This window comes from Serinicoccus sp. CUA-874 (assembly GCF_001942225.1).
GTDB lineage: Bacteria > Actinomycetota > Actinomycetes > Actinomycetales > Dermatophilaceae > Ornithinicoccus > Ornithinicoccus marinus.
The window spans coordinates 15,541-41,140 of the sequence record NZ_MKJZ01000003.1 but is presented as its reverse complement, the minus strand read 5'-3'; the positions used below and the strand labels follow the sequence as shown (position 1 = coordinate 41,140).

At 71.6% G+C, this 25,600-nt stretch carries 26 protein-coding genes; 6 read left to right on the top strand and 20 right to left on the bottom strand.

Annotated features, from left to right (window positions below; translation table 11 throughout):
* Positions 1–44: 44 nt before the first annotated feature.
* Together BJF80_RS01235 and BJF80_RS01230 are read left to right on the top strand one after the other, a co-directional pair.
* Positions 45–1,676 (top strand): AMP-binding protein, encoded by a 1,632-nt coding sequence (locus BJF80_RS01235; protein ID WP_075810919.1) that lies wholly within the window; start codon positions 45–47, stop codon positions 1,674–1,676.
* Between the two features lie 74 nt (positions 1,677–1,750).
* The gene (locus BJF80_RS01230) at positions 1,751–2,521 is read left to right on the top strand and encodes an SDR family NAD(P)-dependent oxidoreductase (protein ID WP_075810918.1); all 771 of its coding nucleotides are present in this window, start codon (positions 1,751–1,753) and stop codon (positions 2,519–2,521) included.
* Positions 2,522–2,569: 48 nt separating this feature from the next.
* Here BJF80_RS01230 and purU read toward each other — a convergent pair whose 3' ends face one another.
* The 3 genes from purU to BJF80_RS01210 form a co-directional block, all read right to left on the bottom strand.
* Positions 2,570–3,436, bottom strand: a complete 867-nt coding sequence (gene purU, locus BJF80_RS01225) for a formyltetrahydrofolate deformylase (RefSeq protein WP_028131205.1) — start codon at positions 3,434–3,436, stop codon at positions 2,570–2,572.
* 369 nt (positions 3,437–3,805) lie between these two features.
* Positions 3,806–4,171: a hypothetical protein gene (locus BJF80_RS01215; RefSeq protein ID WP_075810916.1), complete on the bottom strand. Its 366-nt coding sequence runs from the start codon at positions 4,169–4,171 to the stop codon at positions 3,806–3,808.
* Entirely contained in the window at positions 4,168–5,040 is an 873-nt protein-coding gene (locus tag BJF80_RS01210) for a DODA-type extradiol aromatic ring-opening family dioxygenase (RefSeq protein ID WP_075810915.1), read from the bottom strand. Before BJF80_RS01210 ends, BJF80_RS01215 begins: the two co-directional genes overlap by 4 nt.
* Before the next feature lie 146 nt (positions 5,041–5,186).
* Between BJF80_RS01210 and BJF80_RS01205 the strand changes: the two genes are divergently transcribed.
* Positions 5,187–5,975 carry an IclR family transcriptional regulator domain-containing protein gene (locus BJF80_RS01205; protein ID WP_075810914.1) on the top strand — a complete coding sequence of 263 codons (789 nt, stop codon included), beginning with the start codon at positions 5,187–5,189 and terminating at the stop codon, positions 5,973–5,975.
* A gap of 5 nt (positions 5,976–5,980) precedes the next feature.
* Here the strand turns inward: BJF80_RS01205 and BJF80_RS01200 are convergent, their stop codons facing one another.
* On the bottom strand, positions 5,981–7,789 hold the full coding sequence (locus BJF80_RS01200) for an FAD-dependent monooxygenase (protein ID WP_075810913.1): 1,809 nt from the start codon (positions 7,787–7,789) through the stop codon (positions 5,981–5,983).
* A 10-nt stretch (positions 7,790–7,799) separates the two neighbouring features.
* On the bottom strand, positions 7,800–9,275 hold the full coding sequence (locus BJF80_RS01195) for an amidohydrolase family protein (protein WP_083673385.1): 1,476 nt from the start codon (positions 9,273–9,275) through the stop codon (positions 7,800–7,802).
* 214 nt (positions 9,276–9,489) lie between these two features.
* On the opposite strand from BJF80_RS01195, the gene BJF80_RS01190 reads away from it, so the two are divergent.
* The 3 genes from BJF80_RS01190 to BJF80_RS01180 are packed head-to-tail and all read left to right on the top strand — an operon-like array spanning position 9,490 to position 12,515.
* Positions 9,490–10,698 carry a CaiB/BaiF CoA transferase family protein gene (locus tag BJF80_RS01190; protein WP_075810971.1) on the top strand — a complete coding sequence of 403 codons (1,209 nt, stop codon included), beginning with the start codon at positions 9,490–9,492 and terminating at the stop codon, positions 10,696–10,698.
* Positions 10,695–11,504, top strand: coding sequence for a citryl-CoA lyase (locus tag BJF80_RS01185; RefSeq protein ID WP_075810912.1), 810 nt, complete (start codon positions 10,695–10,697; stop codon positions 11,502–11,504). The genes BJF80_RS01190 and BJF80_RS01185 overlap by 4 nt, the downstream gene beginning before the upstream one ends.
* Positions 11,505–12,515, top strand: coding sequence for a quinone oxidoreductase family protein (locus BJF80_RS01180; RefSeq protein ID WP_075810911.1), 1,011 nt, complete (start codon positions 11,505–11,507; stop codon positions 12,513–12,515). It begins immediately after the preceding gene.
* Positions 12,516–12,789: 274 nt separating this feature from the next.
* Here BJF80_RS01180 and BJF80_RS01175 read toward each other — a convergent pair whose 3' ends face one another.
* From BJF80_RS01175 to BJF80_RS18050, 15 genes are all read right to left on the bottom strand, one after another.
* Positions 12,790–13,953: a P1 family peptidase gene (locus BJF80_RS01175; RefSeq protein WP_083673384.1), complete on the bottom strand. Its 1,164-nt coding sequence runs from the start codon at positions 13,951–13,953 to the stop codon at positions 12,790–12,792.
* A gap of 5 nt (positions 13,954–13,958) precedes the next feature.
* A complete protein-coding gene (gene pntB / locus BJF80_RS01170; RefSeq protein WP_075810910.1) occupies positions 13,959–15,362 on the bottom strand; it encodes a Re/Si-specific NAD(P)(+) transhydrogenase subunit beta in 1,404 nt (467 codons plus the stop codon).
* Positions 15,359–16,930, bottom strand: coding sequence for a Re/Si-specific NAD(P)(+) transhydrogenase subunit alpha (locus BJF80_RS01165; RefSeq protein ID WP_075810909.1), 1,572 nt, complete (start codon positions 16,928–16,930; stop codon positions 15,359–15,361). Before BJF80_RS01165 ends, pntB begins: the two co-directional genes overlap by 4 nt.
* A gap of 167 nt (positions 16,931–17,097) precedes the next feature.
* Positions 17,098–17,946 carry an ATP-binding cassette domain-containing protein gene (locus BJF80_RS20975; protein ID WP_075810908.1) on the bottom strand — a complete coding sequence of 283 codons (849 nt, stop codon included), beginning with the start codon at positions 17,944–17,946 and terminating at the stop codon, positions 17,098–17,100.
* On the bottom strand, positions 17,939–18,910 hold the full coding sequence (locus BJF80_RS01155) for an ABC transporter ATP-binding protein (RefSeq protein WP_237767374.1): 972 nt from the start codon (positions 18,908–18,910) through the stop codon (positions 17,939–17,941). The genes BJF80_RS20975 and BJF80_RS01155 overlap by 8 nt, the downstream gene beginning before the upstream one ends.
* An 82-nt stretch (positions 18,911–18,992) precedes the next feature.
* A complete protein-coding gene (locus BJF80_RS01150; protein ID WP_075810907.1) occupies positions 18,993–19,358 on the bottom strand; it encodes a type II toxin-antitoxin system PemK/MazF family toxin in 366 nt (121 codons plus the stop codon).
* Complete coding sequence (locus BJF80_RS01145; protein ID WP_075810906.1) at positions 19,351–19,599, bottom strand: hypothetical protein; 249 nt, start codon at positions 19,597–19,599, stop codon at positions 19,351–19,353. The genes BJF80_RS01150 and BJF80_RS01145 overlap by 8 nt, the downstream gene beginning before the upstream one ends.
* Positions 19,596–20,042 carry a type II toxin-antitoxin system PemK/MazF family toxin gene (locus BJF80_RS01140; RefSeq protein ID WP_083673382.1) on the bottom strand — a complete coding sequence of 149 codons (447 nt, stop codon included), beginning with the start codon at positions 20,040–20,042 and terminating at the stop codon, positions 19,596–19,598. The genes BJF80_RS01145 and BJF80_RS01140 overlap by 4 nt, the downstream gene beginning before the upstream one ends.
* 350 nt (positions 20,043–20,392) lie before the next feature.
* Positions 20,393–20,803 (bottom strand): type II toxin-antitoxin system VapC family toxin, encoded by a 411-nt coding sequence (gene vapC / locus BJF80_RS01130; RefSeq protein ID WP_075810905.1) that lies wholly within the window; start codon positions 20,801–20,803, stop codon positions 20,393–20,395.
* Positions 20,800–21,012: a type II toxin-antitoxin system VapB family antitoxin gene (locus BJF80_RS01125; protein ID WP_083652891.1), complete on the bottom strand. Its 213-nt coding sequence runs from the start codon at positions 21,010–21,012 to the stop codon at positions 20,800–20,802. Before BJF80_RS01125 ends, vapC begins: the two co-directional genes overlap by 4 nt.
* 42 nt (positions 21,013–21,054) lie before the next feature.
* Complete coding sequence (locus BJF80_RS01120; RefSeq protein ID WP_075810903.1) at positions 21,055–22,161, bottom strand: FtsX-like permease family protein; 1,107 nt, start codon at positions 22,159–22,161, stop codon at positions 21,055–21,057.
* Complete coding sequence (locus tag BJF80_RS20970; protein ID WP_321166328.1) at positions 22,158–22,493, bottom strand: ATP-binding cassette domain-containing protein; 336 nt, start codon at positions 22,491–22,493, stop codon at positions 22,158–22,160. Before BJF80_RS20970 ends, BJF80_RS01120 begins: the two co-directional genes overlap by 4 nt.
* Positions 22,394–22,759 (bottom strand): ATP-binding cassette domain-containing protein, encoded by a 366-nt coding sequence (locus BJF80_RS20965; RefSeq protein ID WP_321166329.1) that lies wholly within the window; start codon positions 22,757–22,759, stop codon positions 22,394–22,396. Before BJF80_RS20965 ends, BJF80_RS20970 begins: the two co-directional genes overlap by 100 nt.
* 102 nt (positions 22,760–22,861) lie before the next feature.
* Entirely contained in the window at positions 22,862–23,977 is a 1,116-nt protein-coding gene (locus BJF80_RS01110; RefSeq protein ID WP_075810902.1) for a peptidoglycan-binding domain-containing protein, read from the bottom strand.
* Between the two features lie 237 nt (positions 23,978–24,214).
* Positions 24,215–24,727, bottom strand: a complete 513-nt coding sequence (locus tag BJF80_RS18050) for a hypothetical protein (protein WP_143553926.1) — start codon at positions 24,725–24,727, stop codon at positions 24,215–24,217.
* Between the last annotated feature and the right edge of the window lie 873 nt (positions 24,728–25,600).

Genomic DNA, 25,600 nt, shown 5'->3' with positions numbered 1-25,600 from the left:
TCGCCGCGGTGGTGCCCGCGCCGCGGGGCGGGCAGGATGGGGCCATGTCCGAGGCACTGGCGCACGACATCGGCGCGACCGACCCTCCGCTGCTGGACCAGACCATCGGCGAGAGCCTCGACGCGACGGCGGAGGAGCACGGGGACCGCGAGGCTCTGGTCGAGGTCGCGACCGGCCGACGCTGGACGTATGCCGAGCTGCGCGGCGACGTGAACCTGCTCGCGCGGGCGTTCGTCGCCTCCGGCGTCCGCCGCGGCGACCGGGTCGGCATCTGGGCGCCGAACTGTGCCGAGTGGACCCTCGTGCAGCTGGCGACGGCGAAGATCGGCGCGATCCTCGTGACCATCAACCCGGCATACCGCTCGCACGAGCTCGCCTTCGTGCTGCGGCAGGCGGGGGTCAGCACGGTGGTGGTCGCGCAGGAGTTCAAGGGGTCGCGCTACCCGGACCTGGTCGAGCAGGTGCGCGAGGAGTGCCCCGAGCTGGTGCAGGTGCTCGTCATCGGCGACGCGGCGTGGGAGGACTTCCTCGCCGGGGCGCACCAGGTCAGCCCGGGCCGGCTGGCCGAGCTGCAGGGGTCGCTGACCCCGGACGAGCCGATCAACATCCAGTACACCTCGGGGACCACCGGCTTCCCCAAGGGCGCGACGCTGTCGCACCGCAACATCCTCAACAACGGCTACTTCGTCGGGAAGGGGTGCCGCTACACCGAACGTGACGTGATCTGCATACCGGTGCCCTTCTACCACTGCTTCGGCATGGTCATGGGCAATCTCGCCGCGGTGACGCACGGCTCCTCGATGGTGATCCCCGGGCCCGGCTTCGACCCCGCCGCGACGCTGCGGGCGGTGCGCGAGGAGCGGTGCACCTCGCTCTACGGCGTGCCCACGATGTTCATCGCCGAGCTGGAGCTCATCGGGTCCGACGACGACTACTCCCTCGACGACCTGGCCACGGTCCGGACCGGGATCATGGCCGGCTCGCTGTGCCCGGCCTCGGTGATGCGCTCGCTCATCGACGCGGGCGTGCGGGAGATGACGATCTGCTACGGCATGACCGAGACCTCGCCGGTGTCGACCCAGACCGCCACCTCGGACCCTTTCGAGAAGAAGGTCGGCACCGTCGGCCGCGTCGGGCCGCACCTCGAGGTGCAGGTGGTCGACCCCACGACACGCGAGGTGCTGCAGCGCGGGGAGCCGGGCGAGCTCTGCACCGCCGGCTACTCGGTCATGCTCGGCTACTGGGAGGAGCCGGAGAAGACCGCCGAGGTCCTGCGGGACGGCTGGATGTCCACCGGCGACATCGCCGTGATGGACGAGGACGGGTATGTCGAGATCACCGGCCGCATCAAGGACATGGTGATCCGGGGCGGGGAGAACATCTACCCGCGAGAGGTCGAGGAGTTCCTCTACACCCACCCCGACGTGGTCGACGCCCAGGTGGTGGGCGTGCCCGACGAGCGCTACGGCGAGGAGCTCATGGCCTGGTTGCGGCTGCGCGAGGGCGCCGAGGAGCTCACGGCCGAGGCGGTCAGGGAGTTCTGCACCGGATCGCTGGCGCACTACAAGATCCCCCGGCACGTGCAGGTGGTCGACGAGTTCCCGATGACGGTGACCGGCAAGGTGCGCAAGGTCGAGCTGCGCGAGCGCGGCGAGGAGATCCTCCGCCACCCCTGACCGCCACCGAGCGCTGCGAAGGGTTGCCCCCAACCCCACCGAGCGTCGTTCGTGGTTGCTGGCAGGATCGGGGTATGCCTCTCGACTACGCCCAGATGTTCCGTCTCGACGGGCGGCACGCCGTCGTGCTCGGGTGCGGCGGCATCGGTGCCGAGATCGTGGCCGGCCTGGCCGCGCAGGGGGCGCGGGTCAGCTGCCTCGACAAGGACCCGGCGGTCGCCGAGGCCGCGCTCGAGCGCGCGCCGGGCGGGGCGGCATACCCCGTCGACGTGCTCGACCCGGACGACCTGCGCGCTCTGGCCGGCGCCCTCGGCGACGTCGAGGTGCTCGTGCTGACCGCGGCGATGAACGTCCGCAAGCGCCTCCTGGACTACAGCGCGGAGGAGTTCGACCGGGTCGTGGCCCTCAACCTGCGTGGGACCTTCGACGCGGTGCGGGCCTTCGCGCCGCGCATGGTGGAGCGCGGTCGCGGATCGATCGTCGCGCTGACCTCGATCCGCGCGGTGACCGTCGAGCCGGGGCAGGGGGTGTATGCCGCGACCAAGGCCGGCGTGCAGCAGCTCGTCCGGACCTGGGCGGCCGAGCTCGGGCCGGCCGGCGTGCGGATCAACGCGGTCGCGCCCGGCGTGGTGGCGACCCCGTTGACCCAGCAGATCCGCGACGACGCCGAGTGGGACCGCGCGTATGCCGAGAAGTCGGCGCTCGGTCGCTGGGCGCGGCCGGAGGAGCTGGTCGGGGCGACGTGCTGGCTGGCGTCCGACGCCGCGAGCTTCGTCACCGGCAGCCAGGTCATGGTCGACGGCGGCTGGACCGCGATCGACGGACGGTTCACCCCGCCCACCTAAGGCGCGCGCCAGGGAGTCAGGCCAACCATGGGCGGCGCTCGGTCGGGCTCAGCTGAAGACGATGGTGCGGCCGCCGCGCAGGACCACGCGGTGCTCGGCGTGCCAGCGGATCGCCCGCGAGAAGGCTGCCGCCTCGACCTCCTGGCCCTGCTGGGCGAGCTGGGCGGGGGTGAGCCGGTGGTCGACCCGGCGGAAGTCCTGCTCGATGATCGGGCCCTCGTCCAGGTCGGCCGTCACGTAGTGCGCTGTCGCACCGATGACCTTGACACCGCGGTCGTGCGCCTGGGTGTAGGGCTTGGCCCCCTTGAAGCTCGGCAGCAGGGAGTGGTGGATGTTGATGATCCGCCCGGAGTAGTCACGGCACAGGTCCGGCGAGAGGACCTGCATGTAGCGCGCCAGCGCGATGGTGTCGACGTCGTGATCGTCGACGATCCCGCGCAGCCGCGCCTCGGCCTCCGGCTTGGTGTCGGCGGTGATCGGGACGTGGTGGAAGGGGATGCCGTGCCACTCCGCCAGGCCACGGAAGTCCTCGTGGTTCGACACGATCGCCGGGATCGTCACCGGCAGCTGCCCGGTCCGCGCCCGGAAGAGCAGGTCGTTGAGGCAGTGACCCATGCGGCTCACCATGACGAGCAGCCGGTGCGGCTCGGCGCGGTCGTGCACCTGCCACTGACCCGCCAGCCCGTCCGCGACCGGGGTCAGACCGGCCCGGAGCGCCTCGACCTCGATCGGGCTCCCCTCCCGGGTGGCCTCCATGCGCAGGTGGAACTCACCGGTGCTCGGGTCGGCGAACTGCTGGCTCTCGGTGATCGTCAGGTCGTGCTCGAGCATCGCGCCCGCGACGGCATGGACGACGCCGGCGCGGTCCGGACAGGAGAGGGTCAGCACGAAGTCACGGCTCGTCTCGGGGCTCACGGCCGCCCAGTCTAGGTCGGGCCCGAGGTATGCCGGAGCGCCGGGGCCGCGGTCTCCGGCCGGCCTGGCGTGGACCGGGACGTCACGGAGCAGCTCCCGGCGGCGTGGGACAACCTCGACGCGGCCCCGAGGCGTCATAGGGACGACACCGACAGACAGGGGATCTCGCATGAGGGGCAGGCTGACGTTGGCGGCGCTGACGGTGCTGGGGCTGGGGGGTGCGGCACCGCTGCCTCCAAGGCGCCAGCCTTCAAGCCGGCCTCCGCGCTCAAGGACGCCGTCAACGGCTGATCGCGCCGCCCGCGCCGCTCGCGACCGGCGGATGGCTGGCTGCGCTCGCTCCTCCACCGACGAATCGACCGGCGAGGGTCAGGTGCCGATGTCGGGGTACGGCTGCACGTTCAGGTGGGCCAGCTTGGCGGCGTAGTCGAGCTGCATGCCCAAGGGCTCGTCCCAGTCGCGCTCGAACATCGCGATCCACAAGGTGAGGGTCAGGAACGGGTGGGCGCCCATCTCGAAGAGGGCGACGTGGTCGTGCTCGACCAGGGCGCGGCGCTCGTCGTCGGTCAGGGCCAGCCACGTGGTCCGCTCGTCCTCGATCGAGTTCAGCAGCCGCGGCCCGAGGTTCTCCTCCCACCACGCGACCAGCCCGGCGGGGTCCTCGCGGTAGCGCTCGGTGAGCTCGCGGTCGCGGTCGACGGTGAAGAGGAACTTGTTGACCAGGTACTTGCTCATGCCTCGGCTCCGATCAGCTGCTGGTCCGGGTACCAGGTGAAATAGGCCTCCATGGTGTGGAACAGGTCGAGGCTGTCGGCGTGGTCGGCCTTCGCGTAGCCGGCGATGCCCATCATCAGCATGAAGTCCATGAACCCGTGGGTGGCGTTGCCGGGGGCGTGCAGGCTGTCGAGGGTCACCTCGGACAGGCAGCCGTCGATGTCGCCGCGCGAGATCCAGTCGATCGCGCGGGCGTCGAACTCCGGGTCCGGGCCGTGCGGGCCGAACTGGCGCGGGCCGCCGAGCTCCAGGGACAGGTGCCCGCTGCCGATCACCGCGACCCGCAGCCCGCTGGGCCACGAGTCGATGATCTCGCGGATCGTGCGGCCGAGCTCGACGAACCGCTCGGGACGCGGCAGCGGCGGGGCGAAGATGTTGGTGTAGATCGGCACGATCGGGAGGTCGTTATCGGGGCGTACGGTGAAGATCGGGCAGGTGACCGAGTGGTCGATGCGCAGCTCGTTGCTGAAGGCGAGGTCGAAGCCGCGGTCGATGCCCTCGCGCAGCATGTACTCGGAGAGCTCCTCGTGCCCGCGCAGAAGCAGCTTGGGCATCCCGAACTCGCGCATCTCGTTCTCCCAGTTGGCGTCGTAGAACGGCGCCTTGCCGACCAGGAACTGCGGCATGTTGTCCAGCCACAGCTGGTGGAAGTGGTCGGAGCCGACCATCACCAGCACGTCGGGGCGGGCCCGGGTGAGGGTCTCGCGGTAGGTTTCCACCTTGCGGACCCACTCCGCGGCGAACGGCGGCGCCTCGTCCGCGGGCAACCGGCTGGTGCGGTAGTAGAACGGGTGGTGGGTCGTCGCTAGGATCGCGACCAGGTCGGCCATCAGGGGGTTCCTCTCGTGGTGGTCGACGCGATCATGCGCGTCGGGATCTGCGTCCAGGTGTCCGCTCTACGGTCCTGGGCGAAACTGTGAGACGATCGGCCGGCCGGTCGACCGACCGACCGGCTCCGGGATGACGAGGTGGCACTGTGGCGGGACGAGGCACCGGACCGGACTTCGTGGAGTCCCTCGCCCGCGGCCTCGATGTCCTGACCTGCTTCGATGCGAACCACCGGCGGATGAGCCTGAGCGAGGTGGCGACGGCGACCCGCCTCGCCCGGCCCACGGCGCGGCGTCTGCTGGCCACGCTGGAGGAGCTCGGCTACGTCCGCTTGGTGGACAGCGGCTTCGAGCTGACCCCGGCGGTGCTGCGGCTCGGCACGGCGTACGCCAGCTCGCTTGGCCTGTGGGACATGGCCCGCCCCCACCTCCAGCAGCTCGTCGCCCGCACCGGTGAGTCGTCCTCGATGAGCCAGCTCGACGGCTCCGACATCGTCTACGTCGCCCGTGTCTCGGTGCCGAAGCTGATCGCGCTGCGCGTCGACATCGGCACCCGCTTCCCGGCGTTGTGGACCTCGCAGGGCAAGGTCCTGCTCGCCGCCCTCGACCAGGAGCAGCGCGACCGGGTGCTCGCCGAGCCGAGCCGCGCGGGCGTGACGGTGCCGGCGTACGACGGCGACGTCGAGGACGACCTCAGCCAGGTCCGCGCCCGGGGCTGGGCGGTCGCCGACGAGGAGCTCGCCCCAGGCATCCGCTCGGTCGCGGTCCCGGTGCGTGACCACCTCGGCACCGTCCGGGCCGCCATGAACGTCACGGTTCACGCCTCCGAGACCAGCCGGGAGACCCTGCTGGAGGACCACCTGCCGCTGCTGATCCGCACCGCCTCCGACGTCTCCGCCGACTGGGCGCACTGGCTGACCCGCCCGCACGTCGAGTAGCCGCATCAGGCCGGCTCCCGCGCGGGATCACGCGCGAGATCACTGGCCGGCTCGAGCACCTCGGCCAGCGCGGCGCCCAGCGCCGCCGCCGGGTCCGCGGGCAGGTCGGTGCTGCGCCAGGCGACGACGGTGTCCGGGCGCACCAGCACCGCGCCGCCGGGCCCGACCTCGCGCAGCGAGGACCAGGAGCCGTCCGGGTCCTCCCAGGACCCGCCGGCCCCGACCGCGACCACGTCGAGGAGGCCGGCCAGCGGGTGGTCGACCCCGTCGACCGCGGCCCGCCAGGTGTCGGCCTCGGCGTCCACGAGCAAGGCGAACCGCCCGGGCGCCGGCAGGTCGAGGGTCGAGCAGCGACTCCCCCGGCCCTCGAGCCACGCGTGCGGCACGTGGTGGCCGGGCCGGGTGGTCGGGCGGTAGACGAGGGTGTCCTCGGGCAGCGCGCTGGCCTCCGGATCGGGGCACAGCGCGCCGTCGACGTACGCGAAGCCGTTCTCGGCGCCGTGGGCATGGAACTCCCGGTCCATGAACGCCACGGCCTCGTCGAGCGCGGCCTGCAGCCGCTGCCCCTCCTCGCTGCCCGACCACAGCGTGCGCAGCCGCTCCCAGCCCTCCTCGGGCGGCAGGTCGGGACGCAGGCCGATCGCGGCGTCGATCACGCCGCCGTGGCTCTGGAAGTTGTGCAGCGAGCTCGCAGCGACGCTCTGCGCGACCGGCCGGCGCTCCTGCTCGTAGGAGTCGAGCAGGCCCGCCGTGCGCGGGTCGGCCAGGGCCAGGGCGATCTTCCAGGTCAGATTGTGCGCGTCCTGGACGCCGGTGTTGAGGCCCAGCGCGCCCCACGGCGGGATCCGGTGGGCGGCGTCGCCGACGAGGAAGCAGCGGCCCTCGGTGAAGGAGTCGGCCACGACGGACTGGATGTACCAGTGGGAGATCGAGTGCAGGTCGACCTCGAGGTCGGGCAGGCCCAGGCTGCGCCCGATCCGCGCGGCCATCGCCTCCTCGTCGAAGCGGTCGGGGTCGTCGGCGAGGAACCCGCAGGCGAACACCCACTCCTCCGAGCGCCCCTGCTCGTCCCAGGGGCCGAGGTGGTAGAGGTAGCCGCTGCCGATCGAGCCCCCGTGGTCGGGGTTGACGAACCACGAGATGAGGTTCTCCCGGCTGGGCACCGCGTCGGTCAGGTCGGCGCCGAAGTGGGCGCTGACCATGTCGACCAGGTTGGTCGGTCCCGACACCGTCACGCCCAGCGCGTCGGCGACCATCCGGCCGCCGTCGGCGCCGACCACGTAGTCGGCGCGGACCACCTGCTCGTGGCCGTCGACCAGCACGGTGACGTCGGCCCCGTCGGCGTCGGGGGCCAGCGCCGTCACGCCGGTGGCGAAGCGTACGTCGGCCTGCGGCTGCGCCTCCGCGGTGGCGCGCAGCAGCGGCTCTAGCCGGATCTGGGGCAGTATCGTGTACGGCGCCGGGCTGGCCGCGGCGTACTCCTCGGCGTACTGCCCGCCGCCCCACGCGTCGCGCGAGGCGATCTCGCGCCCGTGCAGCTCGGTCGAGCCGCCGAAGGAGGTGTACCAGCCGGTGCGCGAGACCGTCGACGGCGGCGCCGCGGCCGCGGCCAGCTCCTCGCCGAGCCCGAGCTGGCGCAGGATCTCGACCGTGCGCTGGTTGAGACCGACCGCCTTGGGGTGGATCGAGGTGCCCTCGTGGCGCTCGAGCAGCAGGTGCTCGACGCCGAGGCGGCTGAGCATCAGCGACGAGGCGAGCCCGACCGGCCCTCCCCCGACGACGACGACCGGGTAGTGGCTGCGGATCTGGTTCACGTGCGGCTCCTCAGGCGCGGGCGTGGGTGCCGGCGTCGCGGTACTCGGTGTAGGTGTAGGGGTTGTCGAGCACCTTCGACTCCGGGATCTCCGGGGTCATCCCGGCCCGCCAGCCCTCCTCGCCGAGCTGCTCGGTGAGGTGCGCGACGGTGTCCTCCACCGCGGCGCGGGCCCTGGCCAGGTCGGCGTCGACGAGCCGGTGCTGGTGCTTGACCAGCCGACCCCGCACCAGGACGGTGTCGACGTCGCCGCGCTGGGCCTGGAAGACCACGTGGCCGTAGGGGTTGAGCAGCGGGAACATGGTCGGCGAGGCGTCGTTCTTGATCAGCACGACGTCGGCCTGCTTGCCCGGCTCGAGGCTGCCGATCTCGTCGCCCAGGCCGAGGGCCTCGGCGCCGCCGCGGGTGGCCCAGCCGACCACGTCGGAGGCGCGCAGCGACACGTTGGTGATCGTCTCGCCGTCGACGTGGGCGAGGTCGTGCTCGCGGGCCCGGTCGGCCGAGAGCGTCGAGCGCATCGCGGAGAACCCGTCGCCGCTCCACCACACCGAGGTGTCGACCGACAGCGAGATCGGGATGCCGTGGCGGCGCAGCGCCCAGCTCGACGGGTAGCCCTGGCCGCAGGAGGACTCGCTCTCCGCGGAGACCGAGGCGACACCGCCGGTCGCGGCGATGCGCTGGTAGGAGTCGTCGGTCAGGGTGGCGGCGTGCACGTAGACGGTGCCGGGGGTCATGAAGCCGTTCTCGTGCATCAGCTTGATGCCGGAGTCGTTGGTGGCGCCCCACACCCCGGCATGGGTGGTGACGGTGGTGCCGAGCTCGCGCGCCACCTCGAAGGCCCGCCGCTCGGGGAACTCCGGGTCGCCGGTGACGTCGAAGGCCATCTGGAAGCCGACCTTCCCGCCGTCGATGACCCGGCGCGCGAAGGACTGGAACTCGGCGGAGTCGGCCCACTCCCAGGGGCCTGCGTGGATGTTGCCGTAGGCCAGCACGAACCGTCCGGGGACCTCCTCGAGCGCCGACAGCGCCGCCTCGCCGTGCGCGACCGACTGCAGGCCGTGCGACCAGTCGACGCTCGTGGTGACGCCGGCCTCGAGCGAGTCCAGGGCCGAGAGCAGGTTGCCGGTGTAGATGTCCTCCGGGCGGAAGTGCTTGCCGTGCTCGAGGTAGTTCCACACGAAGTACTGGGTCAGCGTCCAGTCGGCGCCGTAGCCGCGCATCGCGGTCTGCCACATGTGGCGGTGGGTGTCGACCATGCCCGGCATCACGATGCCGCCCGAGGCGTCGATCTCTGCGGTGCCGTCGGGCACCTCCAGCGCCGGGCCGACGGCCTCGACCTTGTCGCCGACCACGAGCACGTCGGCGTCGGTGAGCACCGTGCCGGCGGCGTCCATGGTCAGGACGGTGCCGCCGCGGAAGACCGTCGCCGGGGCGGCGGCGACGTCCGCGCTGGACAGCGCCGGGGACGGGTTGGACTGGCTGCTCATGATCGACCACCTCGTTGGGGAACGTATGCCGGACAGATGTCCATTGACGCTCAGCCTGCTGTTGCCGGCGTCACATGTCAACCCCGGATCACTGGTGTCGCCGGCGCCGCAGTCGGATCCGCCCCAGCCTCCGACGACCCCGCGCCACCGCTGTGACCTGCGGCGACGGGACCCCTTCTTGACGTCGTGGCGTCGGTGACCCAAGATCGTGGACATGCGTCCGCAAAACTCCGACTCCCCGCCCAGTCCGTCCGAGGGGCCGCTGTCGGGCCTGCTGGTCGCCGACTTCAGCCGGGTCCTGGCCGGCCCGTACGCCACGATGCTGCTCGCCGATCTGGGCGCCGAGGTGGTCAAGGTGGAGAGCCCGGCCGGTGACGACACCCGCCACTGGGTGCCCCCGTTGCGCGAGGACCAGGGCACCTACTACCTGGCGATCAACCGCAACAAGCGCTCGATCAGCCTCGACCTGCGCGACCCCGAGGACCAGCAGGTCGCCCAGGAGCTGGCCCGGCGCGCGGACGTGTTCATCCACAACTTCAAGCCCGGCGGGCTCGCGAAGTACGGCCTGTCCTACGAGGACGTGTCCGCGGCCAACCCGGGCTCGGTCTACTGCTCGATCTCCGGGTTCGGCTCCGACGGCGGCGCGCACCTGCCCGGCTACGACCTGCTCGTGCAGGCGGTCTCCGGGCTGATGAGCCTCACCGGCAGCCCCGACGGCCCGCCCTACCGCGCCGGGATCTCGGTCTTCGACGTGATGACCGGGCTGCACTCGGTGATCGGCATCCAGGCCGCGCTGCGCCAGCGCGAGCGGACCGGCCGCGGCCAGCACGTCGAGACCAACCTGCTCTCCACGGCCCTGTCAACCCTGGTCAACCAGACCTCGGCGTACGTCGCAGGTGACGTGGTGCCGGGCCGGATGGGCAACGCCCACCTCAGCCTGTTCCCCTATGAGCCGCTGGCCACCGGCGACGGCGACCTGATCGTGATCGCCGGCAACGACGGGCAGTTCCGCAAGCTGGCCGAGGCGCTCGGGATCGGCGAGGTCGCCGACGACCCCCGCTTCACCTCGGTCGGGCTGCGCAACGAGAACCGCGAGGAGCTGCGCCCGCTGCTGCTCGAGGCGCTGGCGACCCGCTCCGCCGACGAGTGGTTCGCGGTGCTCAGCGACGTCGGCATCCCGTGCGGACCGATCAACGACGTCCGCGGCGGCATCGAGCTCGCCGACCGGCTGGGCCTGGAGCCGGTCGCCATGGCCGGCGACATCCCGACCGTGCGCAACCCGATCCGCTTCAGCGACGCGACCGTGCGCTACGACCTGGCACCGCCGCGCCTGGACGCCGACGGCGACGACGTACGCCGTTGGCTGGCCGAGCCCTCTTCCGACACCTCCCCCGACACGAGCCAGGACGGACCCCGCGCATGAGCACGCCCGACCAGCCCTCCTTCCCCACCTCGCTGGGGACCTCCGACCTGACGTCGATGAGCCTGCTCGGCAAGGACGTCGCCACCGAGCTGATGGGCGAGGTGACCTTCGGCGAGCTGGCGTACTGGCTGCTCACGCTGCAGCGACCCACCCGCCAGCAGGGCCGGCTCTTCGAGGCGGTGCTGCTCGGCCTGGCCGACCACGGCTTCACCCCCACCGCGATCGCGGCCCGGCTGACCTACCTCAGCGCGCCCGACGCCATCCAGGGTGCGCTCGCCTCCGGCCTGCTCGGCGGCGGCTCGCGCTACCTGGGCGTCACCGAGGACACCGGCCGCTTCCTGCGCGCCGTCGTCGCCGACCTCGACGAGGTCCCCACCGACGAGGCCGGGTGGGACGAGGTCGCCCTGGCAGCGGTGCGCGCCCAGCGCGAGAAGGGCACGTTCGTGCCCGGGCTCGGCCACCCCGTGCACAAGCAGGGCGACCCGCGTACGCCGCGGATCATCGAGATCGCGCGGGAGGAGGGCCAGTACGGCACCAACCTGGCGCTCTTCGAGGCGATCGGCCGCGTGCACGAGCAGGTGCTCGGCAAGCGGCTGCCGCTCAACGGCGCCGGCGTCAGCGGGGCCGCGCTGGCCGACCTGGGCATCCCGACCGAGCTGCTGCGCGGCACGGTGCTGCTGGCGCGCTGCGCCGGGCTGCTGGGTCACGTCGCCGAGGAGATCCGGCGCCCGATCGCGAACTCGATGTACCTGAGCATCGACCGCAACGCCGTCTACGTCGACCCGTCGGACGGGCAGGCCGGCTGAATGCGCGCCGGGCTGCTGGACGAGCACGGCGGCGTCCCCCGCGTCGTCGATGACCACCCCGACCCGGCGCGCGGAGCTGCGCCAGAGGGGCTGGCGCTGGTCCGGGTCCGGGCGGTGCCGCTGACGCCGCTGGACGTGCTCTGCGCGAGTGGGACCAGCTACTTCGGCGCGCCGGCGCTGCCGTACGTCCCCGGAGTCCAAGGTGTCGGCGAGGTGGTGGAGGCCGCAGGACTTCCGGCGGGCACCCGGGTCTGGTTCCCGACCAGTGCCGGGATGACGCCCGGCGACGGGGCGCTCGCCGAGCTCGCCGTCGTGCCGGAGGCCGACCTGGTCCGGCTCGACGCCGAGGCGCCCGACGACACGGTGGTCGCCTCCCTCGGCCTGTCGGCGATGGCGGCGTGGACGGCGCTGCGCGACCGGGGCGGGCTGCGTCCCGGTGAGCGGGTGCTCGTGCTCGGCAGCAGCGGCGTGGTCGGCTCGGTCGCCGTCCGGTCCGCGGTCCTGCGCGGCGCGTCGGCGGTGTTCGCCGCGGCTGTCGAGCCCGGTGCCGCCGATGCCGCGACGGCGTTGGGGGCGCACGGGTTCGTGCCGCTCGGCGGCCTCGACGGCTCCGACCGGGAGGCCGACGTCGCCGCGCTGGCCGAGCGGATGCGTACCGTCGTCGGCGAGGTCGACGTCGTGCTCGACCCGCTGTGCGGGGTGCCCGCGAGCGCGGCCGCGCTGTGTCTCGCGCCGCACGGCCGGCTCGTCAACCTCGGCTCGTCGGCCGGGGCGGACGCGACCTTCTCCAGCGCGCACCTGCGCAGCGGCTCGCGCAGCATCCTCGGCTTCACCAACAACGACCTCACCGCCGAGCGACGCGCGGTCGCGATGGCCGAGATCCTCTGCCACGCCGCCGCCGGGCAGCTCGCCGTCGACCACGAGGTGTTCGGGCTCGACGATCTGCCCGCCGCCTGGGAAGCGCACCGCGCCGGCCGGGTCCGCGGTCGGGCGGTCGTGCGGATCGGCTGAGCGCCGCCGCGGCCCACGGTACGAAGATTGGCACCTCGTGCCACGGGCGCTGGCACCTCGCGACGAACGGCCCCCGGACCGTGGTGGTCCGGGGGCCGTTCGTCACCCGTGGTCTCGAGACGCTCGCTGCGCTCGCTCCTCGACCGGCGGCGGGACGGTCGGGGTCAGAGGGTGATGCTGACCTCCGCGACGGAGCCGACCTGGGCGGGGACCTTCTTGTCCACCGGGTCGGCCTTCGGGGCTGCGGGCATGTGCCGCCGCCCGCGCCGACGCCTCACGCTGAGCCGAGGTCAGGGGCGCAGGCGTGGCCGTTCGAGGGACGGCCGCCTCGGCCCGGCGTGCAGCCCTGGCGCGGTGAGTCGTCCCGCCCCGCGCTGGGGAAGGCGTCCCGGTAGCCACGCCAGGAGCCCGCCGGGGTGGTCACCGACTCCGCCGCCAGCACTCCGCGGACCATGGCGCGGGTCACCACCTCCCCCGCGCCGTGCAGGAGGGCGTGGAAGCCGGCGACGTCCGGCACGTCTCGCGCACCGGTCGACAGGCCGAAGAGTGCGTCGCCGTCGAACATCGTGTGGATCGGGTTGACCGCGCGCGCCATGCCGTCGTGACCGCTCGTCGCCAGCCGCGAGCACTGCGCTGGGGTCAGCCTTGCGTCGGTCGCGACCACCCCGATCGTCGTCGCGAGCGAGCGCGGGACGCGGCTGGTCGCGTTGGACTCCTCCGCCGCCCGCCGCGCCGCCTCCAGCTCAGCCGGATCGGGCCGGGCGGGCAGCACCCCCTCCGGCCATCCTGGTATGCCGCGCACGTCCGCCTCGACCAGGTGGCGGGCGCCCCACAGCTCGCCCGTGCCGAGGTCGACGGCGGACCCGACAGCGTTGACCACGACGAGCGCCGCGAGCGTGGTGCCGTCGGGCAGCACGGCGCTCGCCGTGCCGACCCCGCCGCGCAGCCCGCCGACCTGCGTGCCGGTGCCGGCACCCACGTTGCCCAGCCCCGCGACGCCACCGCTCTCGGCGTCGGCCAGGGCCCGCGCGCCGAAGGAGGCGTCCGGGAAGGAGCCGAAGTCGCCGCCCCGCCCGAGGTCGAAGCAGACCGCCGCGGGCACGATCGGGACCACCTCGCCGGGCCCGCCCATCGGGAAGCCCCGGCCCCGGGCATACAGCTCGCGCATGACGCCGTCCGCCGCGGCCAGCCCGAAGGCCGACCCCCCGGAGAGCACGACCGCGTGCACCCGCTCGACCAGGTTGCGCGGGTCGAGCAGGTCGGTCTCGCGGGTGCCGGGCGCCCCGCCGCGCACGTCCGCCCCGGCGACCGCGCCCTCGGGCGGGCAGAGCACGACCGTGGTGCCGGTGAGGGAGCCGTCGCCGACGCTCTGGTGGTGCCCCACCCCCAACCCGCCGACGTCGAGGAGCGAGTTGGTGGGGCCGGCGGCGGGGTGCATACCCCTCAGCCTGCCAGCGCGGTGAGGATCTCCTCCACCTTGTCCTTGGCGTCGCCGAAGATCATCTGCGTGTTGTCGCGGAAGAAGAGCGGGTTCTGCACCCCGGCGTAGCCCGTCGCCATCGACCGCTTGAAGACGACCACGTCGCGGGCGTTCCACACCTCGAGGACGGGCATCCCCGCGATCGGGCTGCCCGGCTGCTCGATCGCGGCCGGGTTGACGGTGTCGTTGGCGCCGATGACCAGGACGACGTCGGTCGAGGCGAGGTCGTCGTTGATCTCGTCCATGCCGAGCACGATGTCGTAGGGCACCCGCGCCTCGGCGAGCAGGACGTTCATGTGCCCGGGCAGGCGCCCGGCGACCGGATGTATGCCGAAGCGCACGTCCACGCCGAGGTCGGCGAGCCGCTCGACCAGCCGGGCGACCGGGTGCTGCGCGTGGGCGACGGCCATGCCGTAGCCGGGCGTGATGACGACCGACCGGGCCTGCCGCAGCAGCTCGGCGACACCCTCGGCGCTGACCTCGCGGTGGGTCCCCTGCTCCTCGCCATCCCCCGCCGGCCCCACCGGGTCGGCGCCGAAGCCCCCGGCGATGACCGAGACGAAGGAGCGGTTCATGGCCTTGCACATGATGTAGGACAGGATCGCGCCCGAGCTGCCGACCAGCGCCCCGGTGATGATGAGCAGGTCGTTGCCGAGCATGAAGCCCGCCGCTGCCGCCGCCCAGCCGCTGTAGGAGTTGAGCATCGAGACGACGACCGGCATGTCCCCGCCACCGATGGAGGCGACGAGGTGCGCGCCGAGCAGCAGCGCCAGGGCGGTGAGCAGGAGCAGCGGCAGCAGGCTCGAGGCCACGACGAACCACACCGACACCGCCAGGCTAGCCAGCACGACGAGCAGGTTGAGCAGGTGGCGCCGCGGCAGCATGAGTGGGGAGCTCTTCATCCGGGCCGAGAGCTTGGCCCAGGCCACGACCGACCCGGTGAAGGTGACCGCGCCGATGAAAACCCCGGCCGCGATCTCGATGCGCTGGCTGACGCCGGCGGCACCGGCATACCCCTCGCCGAGGAAGGTGTTGACGCCCACGAGCACCGCCGCGACGCCCACGAAGCTGTGCAGGATCGCGACGAGCTCGGGCATACCGGTCATCTCGACGCGCCGCGCCCGCCAGATGCCGATGACCGCTCCCAGCGACATCGCCACCGCGATGAGCAGGAGGGTGGTGAGCGCCCCGCGCTGCGCGGTGCTCACCGCGAGCGCCACCGTCGCGACCAGCGCGAGCGTCATGCCGGTGATGCCGAGAAGGTTGCCGCGGCGCGCCGACTCATGCCGCGACAGCCCGGCGAGGGCGCCGAGGAAGAGCAGCGCGGCGACGAGGTAGGCGGCGTCGACCGCCGAGGTGAGCGTCACGACTCCGCCCTCCGGAACATCCCGAGCATCCGGTGCGTGACGGTGAAGCCGCCGAAGATGTTGATCGAGGCCACGGTGATGCCGATCAGCGCGAGCGCGGTGACCCAGGTGCTCTCGCTGCCGACCTGCAGGATCGCGCCGACGCAGATGATGCCGCTGATCGCGTTGGTCACGGACATGAGCGGCGTGTGCAGCGCGTGGGTGACGTGCGAGATGACGTAGTAGCCCGCGATCACGGCGAGCGCGAAGACGGTGAGGTGCATGCGCAGCTCGTCCGGCGCGAAGGCGGCGCCGAGGGCCGCCAGCACCGCGAGGGCGAGGAGCACCGCTCGCCGACGGCGCGGGTCCGGTGGGCGCGCCTCGGTATGCCCGTGCTCCGGGTCGACCTCGGGCGTCACCGCCGCGGCGGGCGCCGGGGCGGCGCTCACCGAGACCTGCGGCGGCGGCCAGAGGACCTCGCCGTCGTGGGCCACGGTCATCGCGCGCAGCACCTGGTCGTCCAGATCGAGCACGAGCGGGGGGCCGCCGGCGCTGTCGTCCTCCGGCTCCCCGGAGAGCAGTCCGACGAGGTTGACCATGTTGGTGCCGTAGAGCTGGCTGGCCTGGGCCGGCATCCTCCCCGCGAGGTCGGTCCAGCCCAGCAGCACGACCCCGGAGTCGGTGACGACCCGCTCGTCGGCCCGGGTGCCCTCGACGTTGCCGCCGTTGGCCGCCGCGAGGTCGACGACGACCGACCCGGGGCGCATCGCGGCGACGGTCCCGGCGTCGATGAGGCGCGGGGCTGGGCGGCCCGGGATGAGCGCGGTGGTGATGACGATGTCGGCGGTGATGGCCTCCTGGGCGTAGAGCTCGGAGGTGGCGCGCTCGGCGTCCTCGGTGAGCTCGCCGGCATACCCGTCGCTGCGGCCGCTGCTGGTGTCGACGTCGAGCCGGACGAAGGTCGCGCCCATCGACTCGACCTGCTCGGCGACCTCCGGCCGCACGTCGAAGGCGCGCACCTGCGCCCCGAGCGACTGCGCCGCACCGATCGCGGCCAGCCCGGCGACCCCGGCGCCGACGACGAAGACGGTGGCCGGCGGCGTGGTGCCGGCCGCGGTGACCTGGCCGGCGAGCATGCCGCCGTAGTCGTGCGCCGCCTCGATGACTGCCCGGTAGCCGGAGAGATTGGCCATCGAGCTGAGCACGTCGAGGCTCTGCGCGCGGGAGATGCGGGGCACGGCGTCCATGGCGAGGGCCGTCACGCCCTGGTCGGCGAGCGCCCGGAGGAGGTCGGGCGAGCGGGCGGGGGCCAGGAGCGAGGCGACGGCGAGGCCGCGCGGGAGGGTGGCGATCTCCTCGGGGGTGGGCGGGTCGACGGTCGCCAGCAGGTCGACCTTGGTGAGCCCGCCCGGGTCGACGAGGGTGGCGCCCGCGTCGCTGTAGGCCACGTCGGGGTAGGACGCCCGCTCCCCCGCGCCCTTCTCGACCAGCACCGTGTGCCCCCGCTTGCGCAGCGTGGCGACCGTGCCGGGCGTGGCGGCGACGATCGCCTGGGTCTCCCGCGCCTGCCGCGGTATGCCGATCAGCACCGGTGCTCCCCTCTCGTCCTCGAGCCTCGAAGCGAGACCGACCCTAGCCCGGCATACCGACACCGGCGCAGCCGACCCCGCCCCACCTCGGAGTGCGGTCAGCTTCCGGCATCCTCCATCACGCTAAGGGGCGATGGAGGTTGCAGCTTGGTGACCGCACTCCCTGGTCAGTCGCGCGAGGCGCCGCGCGCGAGGTCCTGCGCGGTGCGGCCGTCCAGCGCCGCGTGCAGGTCGGGGATGGCGGCCAGCAACGACCGGGTGTAGGCGTGCTGCGGCTCGGCGAAGAGCTGCTCGGTCTCCCCGACCTCGACGACCTGCCCGTCCTGCATCACCGCGACCCGGTCGCACACGTGCCGCACCACGGACAGGTCGTGGCTGACGAAGACGAGCGTGAGGTCGAGCCCGTCGACCACCTCGTCGACGAGGTTGAGCACCTGGGCCCGGACCGACACGTCCAGCGCCGACACCGGCTCGTCGGCGACGAGGATGTCCGGGTCGGGCGCGAGCGCGCGGGCCACCGAGATCCGCTGGCGCTGCCCTCCGGAGAACTGGTGCGGGTAGCGGTCGGCGGCGTCCGGGTCGAGGCCCACCCGCTCCAGCAGCTCGCGCACCCGCGCCCCGTGGTCGCCGCCGATGCCCTGCGCGAAGAGCGGCTCGGCGACGATGTCGCGCACCCGCATCCGCGGGTCGAGGCTGCTCATCGGGTCCTGGAAGACGAGCTGCAGCTTCTCCCGCAGCCAGCCGAGGCGCCGGGCCGGCTGGTCGCCGACCGGGCGCCCCTCGACCAGCACCTCTCCCGACGTCGGCCGGTCCAGCCCGCAGATCAGCCGCAGCAGCGTCGACTTGCCCGACCCGGACTCGCCGACGATCCCGAAGCGCTCGCCCTGCCCGATGGTCAGGGTGACGTCGCGCACCGCGCGGACGACCGGGGGCGCCTCGCGCAGCGACGTGCGCGGGCGGCGGAAGTCACGGCACACCCCGCGGAGCTCGACGGCGGGGGTCTCGGAGTCAGCCACGGCTCCCCTCCTTCTCGGCGGTGGCCTCGCCCGCCGGGTGGTGGCAGGCGAAGCCGTGCGCGAGCTCCCCCGCGGGGTGCTCGCCGCGCGCCGTCCACGGTGGCAACGCCTCGCAGCGGTCGGTGGCGTGGTCGCACCGGCTGCGGAAGACGCACCCGTCGGGGAAGCGGCCGGCGGAGGGCACCGTGCCGGGGATCGTCGGCAGCGCGGCCCGGGCTCGACGACCCTCCCCGCCGGCGAGGTCGGAGGCGCCGATGAGGCCCTGCGTATACCGGTGGCGCGGGTCGGAGAAGACCTCACCGACGGGGCCTGCCTCGACGATGCGCCCGCCGTACATCACGAGCACCCGCTCGCACACCGTCGCGACGACGGCGAGGTCATGGGTGATGAAGAGCATCGCGGCGTCCCGCTCCTCGACACCGCGCACCACGAGGTCGAGCACGGTGGCCTGGACGGTCACGTCGAGGGCGGTGGTCGGCTCGTCGCAGATGAGCAGGGCGGGGTCGTTGGCGAGCGCGATCGCAAGCACGACCCGCTGCCGTTGGCCACCGGAGAGCTCGTGCGGGTAGGACCGGGCCAGGTGCGCCGCGTCGGGCAGCCCCACCTGGTCGAGCAGCTCGACGACCCGTCGTCGCGCCCCGGCCTTGTCGCGGGTGCCGTGGATCCGCATCACCTCGGCGACCTGGGCACCGACCCGCATGGTCGGGTTGAGCGCCGTCATCGGCTCCTGGAAGACCATCGACATCGCGTCACCGCGCAGCCGCGCCATCTCGCGCTCGCCGACGTCGAGCAGGTTGCGCGCGGCGGGGGTCCGCCCGGACAGCCGCACGTCACCGCTCGCCCGCAGCCCCTCGCCGAGCAGCCCCAAGACCGCGAGCGCGGTCAGCGACTTGCCCGACCCGGACTCCCCGATGAGCCCGACCCGCTCGCCCCGGTCGATGGAGAAGGAGACGTCGTGCAGCAACGGGGTATGCCGGTCCCCACGTCGAGCCCCTCCACCGCCAGCACCGTGCGCTCGCCGCTGGCCTCTTGCGCCGCCTCGGTGCTCACGGCAACCCCGGCCACGGTTCACCCAACTCCAAGAAGTCCGCGAGCCACCTGCGGATCTCGCGCAGGACGTCATCCTCGACGGCACCCACGATGCCCTGCAGCCGCTGCCGCGAGAGGGTCCGGACCTGCTCGGTCATGGCGAAGCCGGACACCACACCAGCCTCCACCGCGACATGGTTTTCCCACCCCCGGTCGACGCGGGTGACGGGCACCACCATGGCGAGCGCATCGACCACGTCCAGGTAGCCGCGGCCGCTCACCACGACCACCGGGCGACGCCCACCCTGCTCCCGACCGCTCACCGGATCGAGCCAGGCCCAGCAGATGTCCCCCAGCGACGGTGGCCTCGCGCCCTCACCCATCGGTGACCGAGTCAGCGAGCTCGGCACGCTCCCAACCCGAGGTCTCCCGCGACCAGGAGTCCCGGTCCGCCGCGCTGGTCGCCGCGATCTGTGCCTTGAGCCGGGCGAAGCGCCCCTCTCGTTCCCCTCGGCGTGCGAGCGCGTCCAGGTACTGTCCCAGTGTCAGATCGGCCCGGCTCGCCTGCGCCTTGAGTTGGTCCCGTGTCGCAGACGCCACCTTGATGGTCGTGAGCCCAGTCATACCTGGAGTATGACTCTGGACAGCGGCCGCGGCAACCGCCTGCCTGCTGACCAGGTCGAGATCGCGGAGTGCCGCTGTGCTCGACGTCGCCCAGCGTCACAGAGCGAGGTGCACCCGCAGGCGTCCTCGAGGTCGACCATGAGCGGTGTCGGCACCCGACCGACCGCCGCCCCGACCCGTCGCACGTCCACCGAGCGGACCTGCTCCGCCTGGGCCTTGGAGTCGACACGCAGGGAGGTCTCGTCGGCGGGCAGGAGCACCTGGAAGGGGTAGATGCGTTCGACGGCGCTCGTCACGGGCACCACCGTCACGACCCCACGCCCGAGGCGCGCTGCTGTGGTGTTGGCACGGTCGTTGCTGACGAGCACCGCCGGCCGACGCTTGTCGGCCTCGCTGCCGCTGGTCGGATCGAGGTCGACGAGGCGGATCTCACCTCGGAGCATCGGCAAGTCCGTCACCGACAACCGACTCCCAGCGACCGCCGTCGCCCTTCGCCCACTCGTCCCACGCCTGGGCGTAGTCGTTCTCGATCTCGGCGTCGGGCAGCCGTCGGATGGCAGCCTGGACGGCTGCCGAGCGGGAGCCAGGCCGGCCTGGCGGGCATACCTGTCCAGGGCCCCGAGGTCCTCGGCGCTCAGGCTGATACTCACCTTCATACCCCTATGCTACTCGCGCCCTACCCACGGTGCTACCCCTGGAGCGGCCACGCCACGAGCAGCATCGGCACCGACACGAGCAGCACCATGACCGCGCCGAAGATGGCGAAGAGTGCGATCTGGGGGAAGGTCATGGCTCAGGCGCGGAGCGAGGCGTCGTCGAGCGGCAGACCCACGACTCCTGCGACGCGGTCGAGGTCGACGTCGTGGGCGAGCAGCGAAGCCCCGTGTCGCCACCCGACAGCAGCGATGAGACAGTCCAGCAGCCCTCGTGGCGTGACCCCCGACTCCCGACAGCGCCGGTAGATCCGCGCCGCCGCGTCGAAGTCGGCAACCGGCTCGACAGGCAGCAACGTGACGCTGAGGAGGAGCCGGCGCAGGTCGTCCTCGCGGTCCGCGGTCCGGGCCCTGGCCAGCACCTCCATCATGACCGGCTCGGTGACGGCGAGCGATGATCCGGAGGCGATCAGCTCGGCCATCCGCTCATCGACGGGACTTCCTGTTGCCCGGTCGTACTCGACCCAGGCCGAGGTGTCCGCCAGGATCACGCGACGCCTTGCGGCGGGAGGTCGTCCGGGACCTCCTCGATAGCGCGAGCCCCGCGCATGGCGAGCGCCTCCTGCCTCGACATCGGCTGCCCGGCCAGGTGCCGCAGCGCCAGGTCGACGGCGTGGGTCTTCGTCCTCACCCCGTAGCGATCCATGATCGTCTCGACGTAGGTGTCGTCGATCTCGATATTGGTCCTCACCCTGCTCATGCACGCATGATACACGTCGCGTGTATTGTTGGTGTATAGCCCTCATGGGGTGCGGAGGATGCGGACGGGGTCTCGGGTGGCGGCGTAGAGGGCGGGTGGTATGGCGGCGGTGGTGGCGGCGATGAGGGCGAGGGTGGCGGTGCCGGTGGTGAAGTCGGCCGGGGGGATGGTGTCCGGGCCGATGCGGGCGGCCAGGGCCAGGCCTGCTGCGACCCCGAGGGCGGCGCCGAGTATGGCGGGGGCGAGGGTGCGGCCGATGACGAGGGTGATGATGGTGGCCCTGGTGGCGCCCAGGGCGCGGCGGCGGCCGAGGTCCTTGCGGCGGACGAGGACGTCGGCCAGGACGACGATCGCCACGAGCAGGGCACCGCCGCCGAGCACCCCGAGCAGCAAGGTCGCACCGAATGCGGCGAGGTCGCCGGTGACCTGGTCCTGCAGGTCGGCCAGGGAGACGGGGGAGGTGATGGTGACCGCGTCCGGGGTGGGCGGGTCGACCAGGGCCAGGACACTGGCCTGGGTGGCCTGCGCGGCCGATGCGTCGGTCAGCACGACCTGCAGGGTGTCCATCGGCTGGTGGCTGGGCGCGACGTACAGCACCCCAGCGGCGTAGTCACCGAACGGGTCCCTGGGGGTGAACGTCCCGACCACCGACCAGTCGTCGACCTCGCTGGTCGAGGCCAACGCGACCCACCCGAACGGGTCGGCCATCCCGAGCTGTGTCATCGCGGTGTCGGTGACGATCGCCTCGCCCGGGCCTGGCCAACGCCCGGCCTGCAGGTCGGCGACCGCGGCCAAATCACCGTGCACACCCCACGCGGGCACCCGGATCCCGCCCTGCCCGATGACCCCGTTGACGACATCGACTGGGATCAGGGTGCCCACCCCACGCTCGACCGTCGACAGGGTGCTCGCCTGGTCCACCACTGTCGCCGGCAGCAGACCCTCGCCGCGGGCGTCGGCAACGGCCAGGACCCGCGACCCGGCCTCGTCCAACCGGTCAGTGAGTTGTTGCTCCGCGGCGGCGGTGCGCCCCACGGTCGCGATCGTCGCTGCGCACATCACCGCGACCAGCAACCCGACCAGCGCCGAGGGGACCTTGGACGCCCACGCCGTCGCGGCCGCCTCCCGCACCACCAGCACCCACCTCACAGCGCGAGCACCTCATCGGCATGGTCCAGCACGAACGGGTCGTGCGTGGCGATCACCACCGTCCGCCCCTCGGGAGTCCCCCTGTCGGGGCCCGAGCCTGCCCCGTTATCGGCACTCTCTGCGGCCTGGTCGGCGCCGCCGGCGGCTGCAGACAGCGCGGCCAGCACCCCGGCGGCGTTGTCCCGGTCCAGGTTGCCCGTCGGCTCATCGGCCAGCACGAGCACCGGGTCCGTCACCAGGGCACGGCACACCGCGACCCGTTGCGCCTGCCCACCGCTGATCTCTCCCGGCCGGTGACCCGCCCGCGCCGAGACCCCCATCTGCTCGAGCAACCCCGACCCGCGGCCCGGGCATCGCCCAGGCGCCACCCGGCATACAACGCAGGCTCGATGACGGAGTCCAGCACGGTCCGGGTCGGGTCCAACGCCGCGTCCTGGAACACGAACCCGATCCGGTGCGCCCGCACCCGCGCACGCACCGCATCCGGCGCGGCCGAGACCGCCTCACCGCCCAGCAGCACCCGCCCGCTGGTCGGGGTCAGCATCAATCCCAGCACGTACAACAACGTCGACTTCCCCCGCCCCGACGGCCCCGTCACCGCCGTCACCACCCCCGGGGTGAACACGTGGGACAACCCCCCGAACAACTCCTCGCCACCTTTCGCGTAGGCGAACGACACCCCCTCCAGGGCCAGCACGCCTCACCCTCCCCCGGTCTCATCGCCACCATCACCCGGTGCCTGCACCGGGTCCCCGGCCACCAGCACCCGCAACCCTTCTACGAGCCCCTCACCTTCCACGATCGCGACACCCTGCCCCGAACCGGCCACCACCACCTCGACCTGCCCGTCCTCAGTCAACACGAACGCGCTGCCATTCGCGCGGGTCCGCACCGCCGCCGCCGGCACACTCAACCCCTCCACCCGCGGCACCACCACCACCTCCGAGCGCACCGTCACCTGCTCATCCCCCGGCAGCACCCCGCAGTCTTCTCCGCAGACCGGCCCACCGCCCGGCGCGGTCAGCTCGAACACCGTCGAACCTGTGTCATCCACGGTGGACCCGGCGATCACCCCCGTCCACTGCTGGTCCTCAAACGTCATCTCGACCGTGGTCTCCGCCGGTATCAACCTCGCCTGCTCCGCGGTCACCACCAGCACGAAGTCCCGCTCCCCCGTCGGCGCCAGCACCGCGTCCTCACCACCCGACACCTGACCCCCCACCCTGATCGCCTCACCGACCGTGACCGTCGCCGGCAGGTCCGGCACCGCGACCAGCTCCCCCAGGCCCACCACCCCAGACTCCGGCAACCCCTGCTCCTCCTGCCACGCCTCCACCGCATCCTCCGTGCCCTGACCGAAGTCACCATCGGCCTCAGCATCCAGGTACCCCCCGGCGATGAGCAGCTCCTGCAACGCGACCACGTCCTCACCGCGCACACCCCGCGACAGCTCCCGCCAGAACGGTTGCTGCGCCTGCACCACCCGCACCGGTGTCCGCCCCACCACGTACACCACACCACCAGACTCCACCCGGCCCGGCGACGACGAGGTCACCACCCCCGACAACCCGTTCACCGCCACCACCCCCACCGGCTGCCGCACCGTGGTCGACAACGGCAACGACCGCCCAACCGACCCCCTCACTACCTCGCCCCACACCTCTTCACCGGCCGCCGACGAGGCATCTGCAGCTGATTCCGTCAGCAGCGTTACTCGAAGCGACACCCACGTGCCGGCAACGGAGCCAACCACGAGCACCAATAACAGCACCACGACGCCCAGTTTGCGTGGGGCTTTCGTCACCTCATCCGTCATGAGTCCATCATCCCATCTGAGCCACAAGAACCGGCAAAGCTCTCTCGCCCCTCCATGCCAGCGCCTACCTACGACTTCACGACGCCAACTATGGCGTCAACTGTGTCGACGGTGGCTTGGCAGGGTCCCCATGAAATCGGGGCTGTGTTTGCTGCAACTTGGGCTCACACCAGCCGCCCTCGGTCGGGGATATGGTGCACAAAGATGAAGTGAATCCCCTCCGGAACTTGGCCTGGACTACTCGAGGTACACGTCTTCGAGGAGAGGGGCGGGACATTTTTTCTCGACCTCGCTGGAAAACTCTGCATACGGATGCCACGGCGCATCGCTAGATCCGCCTTGAAGGCTCGCCAGATAGCTTTCGATGAAAACTTGCTCACTCGGAGGCTGGACTGATGACAGGCCATTTGCTTCAAGACACTCATGGACATCGAGCAACCGAGCATAGAATTCGCTCAGGCCCTCCTCGCTTGGCGTAGGCAACTCAGGATGTTCACCCGATACGTCATCGCACCGCCGGACCACCTGAGCATCGCGCTCGAAGTCGATACCCGAAATCGTAATACTCCCATCGGCATTGATTGTTGTTGGAAATCCAGCCTCAGTCAAGCACGCCGCTTGCTTCTCATAGTATGCACGCACCTGCTGGTCAAAATTCTTGAATTCCTCTGTAGCTACAGAGTCCGCCGTATCCGTGTCGCCAGTTGGATTACACCCACTTAGCAGAAAAACAGCGGACACTAATGCCACACAACTGGACGCCTCTGCGGGCCTGGCTCTCCTCATCAGAGATTGCGACAATAGCCGCCACTACGTGTGGTCTCGATCCAACTGGAGCTGGAGTTCGCATCTACTGACCACTCACCACCGGGACCGTAGAGGCCCCTATATGCCCAACTCGGGTTGGTGTACCGCGTTGCCTGGCTCTTACTACCACCAGGCTTGACATGTATCATCTGGCCGATGGAGTAGGCACTCGCATACGGGGCAGAGTAGCCGCCGCACCCACTGATTTTTCCACTCACCCGCTTGGTCTCGTAAGCTATGGCGGGATTTCCGCTGAGCGCCAGCGCTAGAATCATCGCTACTGTAGCACTGACAGCTCCTCTTGACATCTTCATCTCATTCACACCTTCCGTTCTTGTGCGGTTTGTTTCCTGAGCCAAGGTTGGTCCCGCGACGCCGGTTCACCACCAATGGTCATTGTCCGGGGGGCAAAGCTTGGCAGCCCCCGACTGCTGTGGACCCTCAACCAAACTCACTGGCGACGACGCAAGCTCACCGCTCCGGAATGTAGCAGTGAAAGTTTGCAGAGTAGGAAGGCTTGGAATATCGTAACCTGCTTGGGTGAGACATTCATGCTGGGTGGACCACGACGTGTAATATCTCGCAAGATCACTATCAGAGCGCGGCTCCGGGGGGGGAGGCAGCGTCTCTGTGCAGATCTGGTCGACTTCTAGGTAGTCCCGCATTGTTTGCTGATTGACGCCCGCACTATCGACCGCCAGATCCCCCTGCTCCGTCACCACCACCTCACTGGGAAACCCTCGGTCGCTGAAGCACTTTGCCAATGACGTTTGATAGTCACGTGGGTTCCCTACAAACTCCTGCCTTGGCACATCC